This is a genomic window from Clostridium sp., from assembly GCF_050717635.1.
In the GTDB taxonomy this organism is placed as follows: domain Bacteria; phylum Bacillota; class Clostridia; order Clostridiales; family Clostridiaceae; genus Clostridium_AD.
Window position 1 is genome coordinate 121,449 of record NZ_JBOITO010000007.1, and the last position, 12,297, is coordinate 133,745.

Genomic DNA, 12,297 nt, shown 5'->3' on the forward strand with positions numbered 1-12,297 from the left:
ATTATAATTAAGAAAGAGCAGTGATAGGGTCAAATGGCTTCGTATGCAAATACTTTGTGTACTAAATGATGAAATAATATTAATTTAGTTATGAATCTAAATTAAAGTGAGCGTAAGGTTGCAGAAGGCCGCTAAAAAATAATATCTCACCCCTCATCTTAACTTAAAGTGGGTGCTTTATGATAATAGAAAAGAGCTTTTTTATTTTCTTAGATTAGTTCTTTTGTCGGGTGATTGGATAGGTATGGAATAAAAAAATTCTTTTAGATTTAGATGTCTTATAACATTATTGCTAAAGGGTATCCAGTATCGCCTGAGCTAACTTTAAAAAGTTTTCTGAATATCCCCTGTGCTAATGTATTTATCTTGAATAATATTTGCTATTTTCAAATAGAGGAGAGGTTTTTATTTCATGAATTTAAAAGCATAGCTTGAGAACACATTGTAACATCTTTGCTTTTAATTTTGATAGTAAGTTCTGGTCTTTTAACACTTACTCTTGACATAGCAGGCACAGATTCAATAATAAAGGCATTTGCACCTATAGTAGCTTTTTGTCCAATAAGGGGTAGGGCTCGCAATTTGTGCAAAAGTACCGTTAAGAAAAGCTGACTAACATTTAAGCAAATATATGGTAAAAATAGTGGATTCCTTAAAAATTTTAATGTAATAAAATACAATAAATATTACATTACTAAATATATCGTTACCTACTGATACATCTAGGCTTCAGTTAATTTTTATAACGAAGCTTTTTTTCTTTTGCATTTTTATGTAATGTTTTATATTATATAAGTAGTAAATATTACATAGAGCAAAAGAGAAAGTGAGTGGAAAAATTTGATAGTAGAACCTATACGAGATAAATAGAAAATAAATGATTTACTTATATTTTTAAAAGGTAAAATTGATAGAGACTGGCTGTTATGTAAATTTCAATTGAATACTGGATTAAGAATTGGTGATGTAGTTAAAGTTAAAGTTTCTGACATATTCAATGAGAATATAAAATTTAAAGAATATTTCACATTAAATGAGCAGAAGACTGGTAAAGAAAAGAAAATAAAATTGAATAAAGAAATAAAATGTGCATTAAAAAATTACATTATAGAATCTAAACTTACACTTAATGAGTATATATTTATTAGTAAAAAAGGTGGGCATATAAGTACTGTACAAGCCTATAGGATATTAAAAAATGCTGCTAATTCACTAGGCATAGAGAATTTTGGAACACATTCTTTGAGGAAAAGTTGGGGGTATTGGACATACAAGGCAAGCAGTTACAATATTGGTCTCATAATGGATACATTTAACCACAGTAACCAAACTATTACTTTAAAGTATATAGGAATAAATCAAGAGCAAAAGGATGAACTATATTCTATAGTTCAATTCTAGAAAGGATTTTATTATGTACTTAAACAGAAGAGAATTATTAACAACTAACCAAAGAGCTGAATTAATGAAGATTTCAGATGATATAACAGAAAAGGAACTAGTTTATTACTATACTTTAAGTGTTGAAGATATGGATATAATAAGTACTTATAGATTTGATTATAATAAACTTGGGTTTGTATTACAATTAACTATTTTAAGACATTCAGGATGGCCATTAGTTGAATTCACAAATATACCTATGAAAATAATACATTATGTTGCTAATCAATTAGATGTAGATTCAGAGGACTTTTATAAATATTTTAATAGAAAAAATACTAAATATGAGCATTTAGAATCTATTTGTAAATTATTTAATTATAAAAAATATAATAAAAATATAGAAGCATTTTTGTTTGATGAACTCATGCTAATAACTCAAAGTGAAACCAATTCTGTTAGGCTTGTAAACTATGCACTTGATATATTAAGAAAAAACAAAGTAATAATTCCTTCAATAAGAAGTATTGAACAAATAGTTTGGCAAGTTAAAGAGGATATTCAAGATTCTATTTTTAATTTAATAGATAATTCAGTAACTATTGCAAACAAACAGCAATTAGATAATTTAATAACAGTTCAGGATGGAGATATAAAAACTAAATTATCATGGTTACGTGCAGTACCAGGCAAGTCATCGTCAAAAACTTTTAATGAAATTGCTGATAGAATTGAATACATTCGTAGTCTAGCGTTAGAAAATATTGATTTAGGTAGTATTCATAATAATAAAATTGAAGAGTTATGTAAATTGGGTTGAAAATATGAAGCGTATGATTTTAAAAGGTTTGATGCTAAAAAAAGATATTCTATTCTTTCAATATATTTAATTAAATTTTGTGAAAAGCTTATAGATCAAGCGATTCAAATACATGATATTCAAGTACAAAACATTCAATCATTTGGTAAAAAAGAGCAAGAGAATCTTATTAAAAAAAATGGAAAAAAAGCAAATTTAGGTCTTCACAATTATGTGGAGCTTGGAAATTTGATAATTAAAACCAAAGAAGAAGGGAAAACTTCAGTTGATTTTAAGAATATCGAAAATATCATGCCCTGGGAAGCATTTGTACAATCAATAGCCGAAATATCTGAAATTACTAGACCTAAAGAATATAACACTTTAGATTTAATAGCTAAAAAGTATAGTAATCTTAGAAGGTATACTCCTAGATTATTAAAGGTGCTTGAATTTAAAGCATCTAAGTCAGGAACACCTATATTAAAAGCATTAGAAACTATAAAAGAAGTTAACAACACAAGTAAAAGAAAGATGCCAAATGATGCTCCTTTAGATTTTGTAACTAGTCAATGGGAAGAATATGTTTATGACCAAGAGGGAAATATAGATAAAAAATATTATGAATTAGCAGCATTCACTGAACTTAAAAATGCCATTCGTTCTGGAGATATATCTATTATCGGAAGTAAGCAGCATATCCCATTTGAAGAGTATCTTATGAATGAATCAGAATGGCTAAAATACAAAGAAGAAAGTATTGATTTTAAAGTACCTTTAGATGTTGAAGAATACTTAACTGATAGATTGACCCTATTAAATAACAAATTAAAATACGTATCTGATAATATAAAAAAACTTAAAGGTGTATCAATAGAAAATAATAAATTTGTATTATCAAAATTAGAGAAAGCAGTTCCAGATGAGGCAAAAAAATTATCTACTAAAATTTATAATTTAATGCCTAGAGTAAATTTATCAGATATATTAATAGATACTTGCAAACATACAATGTTTGATAAAAAGTTAATACATACTTCAACTAATAAAGAACCTAAAGATACTGAAAGAAGTTGTATAATAGCGACTCTTATGGGACTTGGTACTAATATAGGTCTCAAAAAAATGGAGCAAGCAGTAAAAGGAATAACATATAAACAGATGAGTAATGTTGCTAATTGGAGAATGAGCGATGATAATTTAGATAAAGCTATGACAGAGATTATTAACTGTCAGCATAAGCAACCTTACGCTAGATATTGGGGTGATGGTACTACTTCATCATCAGATGGGGTAAGAGTTATAACAGGGGTTGAAACTTTAAATGCATCGTATAATCCACATTATGGATTTGAAAAGGGAGTAACTATGTATTCAGCTGTAAGTGATCAATACTCTAGATTTGGAGTAGGCGTTATAAATACAAACTCAAGAGATGCAATTCATGTAGTTGATATACTTCTCAATCATAATACAGAGCTTGAAATTGAAGAACACTATACTGATACCGCTGGATATACAGACCAAGTATTTGGATTAACTCATTTGCTTGGGTTTAGATTTGCACCAAGACTTAGAGATATATCAGATTGCAAATTATATTATGTTGAAAAAAAAGAAGAGTTTAAAAATATTCAATCAGTTATAAAAGGTAAGATAAATATCAATATTATAAAAGAGAACTTTGATGATATATTGAAACTTGCCCATTCAATAAAACAAGGTAAAGTCTCAGCATCATTAATAATGAGTAAATTAGGCTCCTATTCAAGACAAAATAGTTTAGCGAAAGCATTAAGTGAAATTGGAAAGATAGAAAAAACAATTTTCATATTAGACTATCTTTCGGATGAGAATTTCAGAAGGAAAATCAATACTGGATTAAATAAAGGTGAAGCAATAAATGCTTTGGCTAGAGCTTTATTTTTTGGAAAGCACGGAATGCTTTATGAGAAAGATATTCAAGGACAAGTACAAAGAGCTACTGCTCTCAGCATGATTATAAATTCAATAACTCTTTGGAATACGTTATATTTACCTAAAGCTATTGAGAAACTAAAAGAAACAGAAGAAGTTAATGAATTATATATGAAGCATATATCTCCTTTAGGATGGGAACATATAAATTTTATTGGACAGTATAATTTTGATGATAATTGTGATTATGATTTAGTAAATAATATGAGACCATTAAAATCAATCTAATAAAAAACAGTTACCTATTTCAATTAACTTGAATTTATGGTAACTGTTTTTTCTTAATGGGACTTTTGCACAAATTGCGAGCACTACCCCGTTATTAAAATATAGGTTATCTTGAATGGTTTTTTATTTTGGTAGAATTAGTAAAGTGTTGCACTTTGGTATAAATAACATCTCAAATATTCGTCCATGTATATTAAATTTAGAAAGGTCCAATTATGAGGTAGTCTTTTTTATTAAATCAATTTGTTCTTTCTTGTTATTCCATTCAATCTCTATTTTTAAACTATCTTTATTCTTATACTTCTTTATGTTTCCATTTATTTTATCATCGTTGTCAGTTTGTATAATTAATCCACCAATTTTATCATGACTTTCAGTATATTCACCTATTCCGCTACTTGTATTTCCTGATATCCATTCTGTTATAAATTTAATTTCCATGGGTTTTTTGTCATTACCTAAGTATTTTACAACGGTTTTGCAAATTCCACCTGTGTTAAACTCAACAGTGGCTTCCCATTCATTCCCTTTACCTACATAAACTAATTTATTTGTATTATTGCTATTACAAGCAACAGCTGTAAAAACTAAAATAGTGCAAATAATTATCCCAATAATTTTTTTCAATATTAATACCACCTTTCACTAATAATAAGATATTCTATACCATTTTTATCTTAAAGATAGAAATGGTATAGAATATTCTTTCATAAAGAGTGCTTTATTACTTATAAAATTATTATTTTGAAATTAGCCCACTATTTTTATGTTTTTAACATGTATATGGGTGTATCAAAAAAAATTTATGGTAAGTAATAATATTTGGCCATTGTATGAAATTTTCTAACTGTTATTGTCTGTGACACTCCACCTGAAACTGTAAAACCTGCCATTTCAAATCCAGCTTCTAAACTCGCAGAAACTTCTCCTTCTATTGTTCCAGCGCATGTCATATAAATTGCATCACCATTATTAATTATTTTAGCTACTTCGTTTCCATTTACCCAATCAAAAGAACCACTTCCACTAGCCAAAACATATTCACCTTCTACAGCTTCTATGGATTTAAAGCTATTATAACCTTCTACCGTAGCTAAACACCCCATAGTTACTTTACAACTAGCACCATCTGCACTAGCTAGAGTCTGAGTCCAATTAACTTGCTTATAAACTACCCATGGACCACTTAAAGGTTGAATAACGGATGCATTACTAAAACCATTTAAAGAATCTAGTTCTCTATTATTTACTATTTCTTCTGCTTGTATTAGTGTTATATGTTCGTATTTTGCTAATCTTTCGCAGTATTGATCTTTTGTTAGAATTTCTTCACTCTTTATTGAATCAACTTCAGACGCAATATTAGTAGTAATCTCACTTCCACTAGGTGGATTCGCTTCTATTGCTTGTACTTTATTAACATTATAAAAACTAGTTACTAATAAAGCAAGTGCAGAAAGTAGACATATGCTTTTTTTATTAAGAATTTTCATTAATATATTCCCCCTGTTTTTAATTTTTTTCTACTGTGTTCTTTGTATGTTTTATTGCCAGAACTTTTTTTAGATCTAATAAAAATTTTATGCTTTAATAAGTGATCACTTATATATTAGATAAAGTTCTTTCAAAAAAGTTTCACATTATATGAAAAAACTTTATTTTTTCATATAATCTATATTAAACATTTAGAAAAAAATCTAAAAATGTGTCTATAGTATAATGTGTTTTAAACCTTGTATAGTAACGTTATTATCTTATATTGGTACATTATATAGTACCTATTCGGTTAACAACTTGTACACCCACATTAACAACCTCATTTGATTACACCATAGCTCCAACAAATATTATTAAACTTATAAAACCTAATAATAGACTCAAAGTGAAAGTAACTCAATTGACATTGTGTTACATTCATTTTATTTATTAAAGTAGAATTTAATGGTACAATATTCATACAATTAACAAAAACATTTGAATGTGAATATATGTTACAAATAACACTAATAAATTTAAATTAAGAGAACTCAATGAAAAAACGGGCATGGATTTTGTTGCTATTGCATTGAAGCTTAAAAGGAATAGAAACAATAAAGGTTAATGCGGCTGAAGGAAAGACCTTAGAAAAATTAGAAGTAGAGTATGTAAGAAACCTTAGAATTGGTTTTAAAACGGGGTACTATCTAACATACAAGGTTCTATTTCCTCAGCTATATCAACTGTAGGAAATTTAGTACTTATGTTTATAGGAGCAACAATGGTAATAGATGGAACGACTACCTTAGGAAGTTTAACGACATTATCTAAATGGTTAAAAGTAGTGTAAAGGAAAAATCCTTGTGATATAATAAAAGTAATTTAAAAAATAAAGATTGCAGAAGGAGCGCAGAGGGATGGCAAATTTAGAAGCTAAAGAATACATAAATTTTGAAAATATAAAATACGTTGACGAAAATGGTTCAGAACTTTGGTATGCAAGAGAACTCGCGGATGTGCTTGAATATACACAATGGCGAAATTTTGCAAAAGTGATTGATAAGGCTATGCTTTCATGTAAAAATAGTGGGTATGATGTTGACCGATGTTTTGCTGAGGTAAGCAAAACATCGAAAATGCCAAATGGCGGAGTAAAACAAGTAATAGATTATGAAATAACTAGATATGCTTGCTATTTAATAGTGCAAAATGGTGATCCTAGAAAAGAAGTAATAGCATTGGGGCAAACATACTTTGCAATCCAAACTAGGAGACAAGAAGTTGCAGACTATTTTAATCAGCTTGATGAAGAAAATAAACGACTTGTTGTACGTGGTGATATAAAGCAATGGAATCAAATGTTAGCTGAAACGGCGCATAATGCAGGGGTTATAACAAATGAGGAATATGCAACTTTTCAAAATGCTGGTTATATTGGACTTTATGGCGGTTTAACTGTAGCAGGTATTCATAGTAAAAAAGGGCTAAAAGAAAATGAAAAAATTCTTAATTTTATGAGTAGTACAGAATTAATAGCAAACCTTTTTAGAATATCTCAGACAGAAGAAAAACTAAAAAAAGATGGAATTTGTACCGCTGATGCAGCAAATGAAACACATTTTATTGTTGGAAGTGAAGTACGAAGTACAATCAAACGAGTTGGAGGCACATTGCCAGAAGATATACCAACACCAACCAGGAGTATTACAGAAATTGAGCGGGAACAAATAAAAAAACTAAAGAAGTCAAAGAATAAATTGATGCTAGATGAGTAGCAAGTAGATGACTGCTAGCGCTGATAATTTATGTAAATCAATCGTATTTAGCAAGCTCGTCACTCCGCTCCTCCCAAAAACCTCCGGGTTATGTGAACATCTCGTGAACAAAAAATACGAAGCTAGGCGAAGATGAGACATCTGATGCATATTTAGAGTGAAAAAATTTAGTCGAAAAATTAAAAGATTGAGAAAAAAATAGAAACAAAAAAACTTGGCTGTAGCCAGGGGGTTAGACCACTGAAATATTTAAATATATTTCAGTGGTTTTTCGTCGTTAAAGGGTGTTTTCAAAATATTTATAGAATATTAGCAACGAAGTTTGTTCACTTCAAACTCTGTCACTGATTATGGATATTAACTAGGCGTTAACTTCCGCAGTAGGACTATACATAATGAATCAAACGCTATTTATAGTTGTTTTGATTTTTACCATAGTTAGCGCAGCACTTATATACATATTCAAAAAACCTTATAAAAAAATTAATCTTGAACAAATGGAAGCAGAAGCAAGGCTAAGTAGCCATATCATTGAAAGCTTAAAAGGAATAGAAACAATAAAGGTTAATGCGGCTGAAGGAAAGACCTTAGAAAAATTAGAAGTAGAGTATGTAAGAAACCTTAGAATTGGTTTTAAAACGGGGTACTATCTAACATACAAAGTTCTATTTCCTCAGCTATATCAACTGTAGGAAATTTGGTTCTTATGTTTATAGGAGCAACTATGGTAATAGACGGGAAAACTACCTTAGGGAGCTTAATGGCTTTTACTTCATTATCAAGTTATTTTATGGGGCCAATAGGAAGACTAGTAAGTCTTCAGCTTAGTATACAAGAGGCAAGTATATCGTTAAAGAGAATATCAGAGATATATGAAGTAGAAAGAGAATAGGATGACGATCAAAATAAAATTAACATAGAAAAAATTGATGGAGACATAGAACTTAACGATATTACCTTTAGATAGGGCAGTAGAGCACCTGTTCTAAAAAACTTAAGTATAAAAATACCAAAGGGGATAGCAAGGCAGCCTGTTGGTCCGCCAAGGACCCCTCACAGATTCCGCAAACAACTTACAATTAAATTGTAAAAATAGTCTTTAAATAATTATAAAGGGTATTTTTACTTATAATAACTAATTTACCAATTAAATTTTAAAATAAAGCTTAAAAATGAATATAACTCCCCCTCCCCATAAAATAACCTTTATTTAATTGTAAAATATTTTGTTAGCATGAAAAGTCATCACTCCTGAGGTGTAGGTGAGAATTTACTACACAAAATACCGCATCAATAATTTATTCTGTATCTAAAAAAGCTCTTTCTACAAAGGTATATTTAATTAAAAAACTCAGTATTATTAACTCATATAGTATTTCTTCTACAAACCACTTTATTGTAGTTTTGCCTTTTGAAAACTGATGCTTAAAGTTTTTTAATCTCTTAAATAAAAATGCTTGCATCAAATTATAGGCCATGAACATTATGTTTAAAATTGACTCTATAGTTACTGGATCATGTTTATAACAATGTTCCAAATTACAGTAGCTTTTAAGTTGATGAAAACATGAATTTTCTATATTCCATCTCAAATGAACAATTTTAAGTATCGTTTTTGGATTCATATTTTTATTTGTTGTGCCTATAAAAACCTCTCTAAATGAGTAATTCTCTTCACCTAGAACAGTGGATTCAATGACTTCTGTAAACTTGTATATTCTTATATCAGTATATTTTTCAGGATGATTTTCAGGTATAGTTGAATCCTTTATTTTAGTATCTTTAAACCAATAGTATACGGTTGTTTTTACATTATTCACCTTATGTGTAAAGCTATCATTGCAAGAATGGTATTGAGCAAAATGCGCTATTTCTCTATGAATGCTTCTTGTTTTATCTTCTAATCTTATAACAGCATGTTTTTTTGAATGCAATACAGCCTTGAAAAAAGGGGCAGTAAAATATAGCGAATCAAAAGCAATAGTATCTATCCACGATGGAAGCTCTTCGAGCAATGTAATAGCACCTGTGTGTTCTCCTTCGGATTTCGTTACAATGTGTTCTTTATATGTGTTTTTATTTACTTTTATTTTTTCAGACTCAACTTTCAGCATATTTTGTTTTATAATATAATTTATCTCACTGCCAATAACCATTGCTACAACTGTTTTATGAACATAATGATAGCCTGTTTTATTTTTCATAAGTACACAACTATTACATTTTCTTTTTTCGCCACTATTTATAATATCACTTCCATCAAAGGCACATACTGTATATCCATCTATAGTTCCTTTTTTAAAAGTTTTATTTTTAGCTAATATAGAATTTATAGTTTGAAAGCTTTTTTCTAAAGCTTCTAAATCCCATTTTGTTAGAGTTCGAGCAATTGTATCTATGCTTGGTAATTTTGTTCTTTTAGGAAATAACGGGTTAAAAACTCCATAATTAATCATCTTCTCTAATCTATTAAAACTCTCTACCCTAAGTACAAACCCCCAAAATAAAATCATAAAAATCACACCTGTATTTACATCTTGTTTCTTCCTTAAATCCTTTTGATTCTTGACAATATCATAAAAATGAAATACTCTTTTAATATACTTTAAAAATTTCTTGGATTTTTTGAATTCACTTTCTAATAATTTTTTCTTTTGTTGGAATTTGAATCTAAAAATAGTAACATCTCCTTTTTTTGGTGTGCAAACTATATTATAAGGGGATGTTATTTCTTTGTCCATTTTTCATAAAAGATGCAAATTTAACTTACAATTACAAAAAGAATTTGGTGAAAAAAGCTAAACCCGCTGAAAGTATTGATTTATAACACTTTCAGCGGGTTTTTATTTATCTCTGCGGAATCTGTGAGGACCCCTAGGGGTAACTCAAATTGTGTCGAAATTAGAGAACATGAATTTTAGGTTGGTAGAAAAGTTGAGAAAAACATTAAGGCTTCATATAAATTCTTATTGCATGAATATTCGCTAGGCAATTATATACAATTTCAAAGTGATTATGAAAAGTTTGAAAAATTTTTATTAAAGTATAAATCTATAATGAAATATGATTATATTAAAAGGGCGATGAATACCTTGAAAGTATTGAGAGGGGGAGGTAAATTTGAAAATTTTGATTCTAGATATGTAATATCTGATTTAGAAGAACTACTAAAGAATTGTGATAATTATAACAAAAGGACTGATTTAATTATTAACAAACTTATAGTAAAATAATGTGATTCTTTTTTTAGGGATTTGAAACGACACCAGTATAGCAAGGCGTTAGTGAAGCACTTATATATATATTCAAAAGACCATACAAAAAGATTAATTTTGAACAGATGGAGGCAGAAGCAAGGCTAAGTAGCCATATTATTGAAAGCTTAAAAGGAATAGAAACAATAAAGGTTGATGCGGCTGAAGGGAAGACCTTAGAAAAGTTACAAGTAGAGTATGTAAAAAATCTTAGAATTGTGTTTAAAACAGGAGTGCTATCTAATATACAAGGTTCTATTTCCGAAGTTATATCAACAGTATTACAAGGAAGTGAATAATTTTAACGAAAAAACATGATTTTGATGCAGCTTAGAAATCAATTTTGGAGGCATTTGAAGAAGAAATAGTAGAATTGCTTTTTCCAGAAATATTTAATAAAATAGATTGGAAACTCGGAACAGAATCATTAGATAAAGATTTGCAAGAAATACAAAAGGACATATTTGATAAAGATAGCGCTGAAAACATAATATCAGATAAAATAATAAAGGTGAAATTAAAAGATAAAGGAAGTAAGATCTTATTTATTCATGTAGAAGTACAAAGCTATAGAAGTAAGCAAGAAATTTTTGGAGAAAGAATGTTTAGATACTTTTATAGGATATGGGATAAATTCAGATATAAAAATAAAGATAGGTCAGAAATAGTAGCTGCAGCAATATATACTTATAAAGGTGATAGTGGAAAAGATAAAAGTTATGTATATAAATTACCAGAGTTAGAAGATGAAATACTAATATATAACTTTAAAACTATTGATGTAGAAAAAATAGAACTTGAAAATATTAGTGATGATAACCCACTTAAATTAGTTTTTAAAATGGCAAAAAGTTTATTAGAAACGGGTACAAGAGACGAGGATATATATGAGGCAAAAATAAAACTATCAGATGAATTATCAACTTATAATAAAGTTAAAAATAATGATTAAATAAAAGCATTAGTAGATTTTTTAGGATACTTATTTTTAACTAAAGATCCTACTTTTGAAAAGAGATATGAAGAATATAAAAATTTAAAAGGAGGTGCATTTAAAATGACACTAGACGAGATTAGAAAATTGCACTATAAGGAAGAAGGAAGAGAAGAAGGCAAAATCAAAAAAATTATAAGTATCTTTATAGGTTGTTTGATTTTTATTAATAATGGTGTAGAATATAATTAGATATCAAGAATTTTTTAAAAAAATGGTATATAATTAAATGTGTAAGCTATAAAACAATTAAATATTATCTTGTATATATTAGAAATATGCTCTAATAGTCTCTACCAGGTTGCTTAAAATTACCTGACTACAAGAATAATTTCAAGCTATGCTGAATTTAGCTTTAATTATTCTATAGTCATTTAACTTAGCGACCTGTTTTTTTATGAATATCTAAAA

Annotated in this window: 12 protein-coding genes, 1 pseudogene and 1 riboswitch; of the genes and pseudogenes, 10 read left to right on the top strand and 3 right to left on the bottom strand. The window is 28.5% G+C overall.

Features of this window, described 5'->3' with window-relative positions; genetic code table 11:
* The first annotated feature begins 873 nt into the window (after positions 1 to 873).
* The 3 genes and pseudogenes from ACREWB_RS03845 to ACREWB_RS03855 form a co-directional block, all read left to right on the top strand.
* A complete protein-coding gene (locus ACREWB_RS03845) occupies positions 874 to 1,401 on the top strand; it encodes a tyrosine-type recombinase/integrase (protein ID WP_431546274.1) in 528 nt (175 codons plus the stop codon).
* 13 nt (positions 1,402 to 1,414) lie between these two features.
* Positions 1,415 to 2,203 (top strand): DUF4158 domain-containing protein, encoded by a 789-nt coding sequence (locus ACREWB_RS03850; RefSeq protein ID WP_431546164.1) that lies wholly within the window; start codon positions 1,415 to 1,417, stop codon positions 2,201 to 2,203.
* A 15-nt stretch (positions 2,204 to 2,218) separates the two neighbouring features.
* Positions 2,219 to 4,387 (top strand): annotated as a pseudogene (locus tag ACREWB_RS03855) (Tn3 family transposase); the annotation flags it as partial.
* 213 nt (positions 4,388 to 4,600) lie between these two features.
* On the opposite strand, the gene ACREWB_RS03860 reads toward ACREWB_RS03855, so the two are convergent.
* Both ACREWB_RS03860 and ACREWB_RS03865 read right to left on the bottom strand, forming a co-directional pair.
* Entirely contained in the window at positions 4,601 to 5,014 is a 414-nt protein-coding gene (locus ACREWB_RS03860) for a hypothetical protein (RefSeq protein WP_431546165.1), read from the bottom strand.
* Positions 5,015 to 5,190: 176 nt separating this feature from the next.
* On the bottom strand, positions 5,191 to 5,880 hold the full coding sequence (locus ACREWB_RS03865; protein ID WP_431546166.1) for a hypothetical protein: 690 nt from the start codon (positions 5,878 to 5,880) through the stop codon (positions 5,191 to 5,193).
* A gap of 900 nt (positions 5,881 to 6,780) precedes the next feature.
* Between ACREWB_RS03865 and dinD the strand changes: the two genes are divergently transcribed.
* From dinD to ACREWB_RS03880, 3 genes are all read left to right on the top strand, one after another.
* Positions 6,781 to 7,638: a DNA damage-inducible protein D gene (gene dinD / locus ACREWB_RS03870; RefSeq protein WP_431546167.1), complete on the top strand. Its 858-nt coding sequence runs from the start codon at positions 6,781 to 6,783 to the stop codon at positions 7,636 to 7,638.
* Positions 7,639 to 8,033: 395 nt separating this feature from the next.
* Entirely contained in the window at positions 8,034 to 8,330 is a 297-nt protein-coding gene (locus ACREWB_RS03875) for an ABC transporter transmembrane domain-containing protein (protein ID WP_431546168.1), read from the top strand.
* A gap of 14 nt (positions 8,331 to 8,344) precedes the next feature.
* A complete protein-coding gene (locus ACREWB_RS03880) occupies positions 8,345 to 8,530 on the top strand; it encodes a hypothetical protein (protein ID WP_431546169.1) in 186 nt (61 codons plus the stop codon).
* Positions 8,531 to 8,936: 406 nt separating this feature from the next.
* On the opposite strand, the gene ACREWB_RS03885 is transcribed toward ACREWB_RS03880, so the two are convergent.
* Positions 8,937 to 10,379, bottom strand: coding sequence for a transposase (locus ACREWB_RS03885; RefSeq protein ID WP_431546170.1), 1,443 nt, complete (start codon positions 10,377 to 10,379; stop codon positions 8,937 to 8,939).
* A gap of 351 nt (positions 10,380 to 10,730) precedes the next feature.
* On the opposite strand from ACREWB_RS03885, the gene ACREWB_RS03890 reads away from it, so the two are divergent.
* The 4 genes from ACREWB_RS03890 (at position 10,731) to ACREWB_RS03905 (ending at position 12,078) form a co-directional block, all read left to right on the top strand.
* A complete protein-coding gene (locus tag ACREWB_RS03890) occupies positions 10,731 to 10,871 on the top strand; it encodes a hypothetical protein (RefSeq protein WP_431546171.1) in 141 nt (46 codons plus the stop codon).
* 68 nt (positions 10,872 to 10,939) lie between these two features.
* A complete protein-coding gene (locus tag ACREWB_RS03895; protein WP_431546275.1) occupies positions 10,940 to 11,191 on the top strand; it encodes an ABC transporter transmembrane domain-containing protein in 252 nt (83 codons plus the stop codon).
* A 44-nt stretch (positions 11,192 to 11,235) separates the two neighbouring features.
* Positions 11,236 to 11,844, top strand: coding sequence for an Rpn family recombination-promoting nuclease/putative transposase (locus tag ACREWB_RS03900; RefSeq protein ID WP_431546172.1), 609 nt, complete (start codon positions 11,236 to 11,238; stop codon positions 11,842 to 11,844).
* Positions 11,845 to 11,949: 105 nt separating this feature from the next.
* Positions 11,950 to 12,078 carry a hypothetical protein gene (locus ACREWB_RS03905; RefSeq protein WP_431546173.1) on the top strand — a complete coding sequence of 43 codons (129 nt, stop codon included), beginning with the start codon at positions 11,950 to 11,952 and terminating at the stop codon, positions 12,076 to 12,078.
* A 49-nt stretch (positions 12,079 to 12,127) separates the two neighbouring features.
* A riboswitch (purine riboswitch) is annotated at positions 12,128 to 12,228 on the top strand.
* Positions 12,229 to 12,297: the final 69 nt, after the last annotated feature.

Coding starts and splice junctions, on each gene's coding strand:
- ACREWB_RS03850 (WP_431546164.1), top strand. CDS start 1,415: ATGTACTTAAACAGAAGAGAATTATTAACAACTAACCAAAGAGCTGAA.
- ACREWB_RS03865 (WP_431546166.1), bottom strand. CDS start 5,880: ATGAAAATTCTTAATAAAAAAAGCATATGTCTACTTTCTGCACTTGCT.
- dinD (WP_431546167.1), top strand. CDS start 6,781: ATGGCAAATTTAGAAGCTAAAGAATACATAAATTTTGAAAATATAAAA.
- ACREWB_RS03875 (WP_431546168.1), top strand. CDS start 8,034: ATGAATCAAACGCTATTTATAGTTGTTTTGATTTTTACCATAGTTAGC.
- ACREWB_RS03880 (WP_431546169.1), top strand. CDS start 8,345: ATGTTTATAGGAGCAACTATGGTAATAGACGGGAAAACTACCTTAGGG.
- ACREWB_RS03885 (WP_431546170.1), bottom strand. CDS start 10,379: ATGGACAAAGAAATAACATCCCCTTATAATATAGTTTGCACACCAAAA.
- ACREWB_RS03905 (WP_431546173.1), top strand. CDS start 11,950: ATGACACTAGACGAGATTAGAAAATTGCACTATAAGGAAGAAGGAAGA.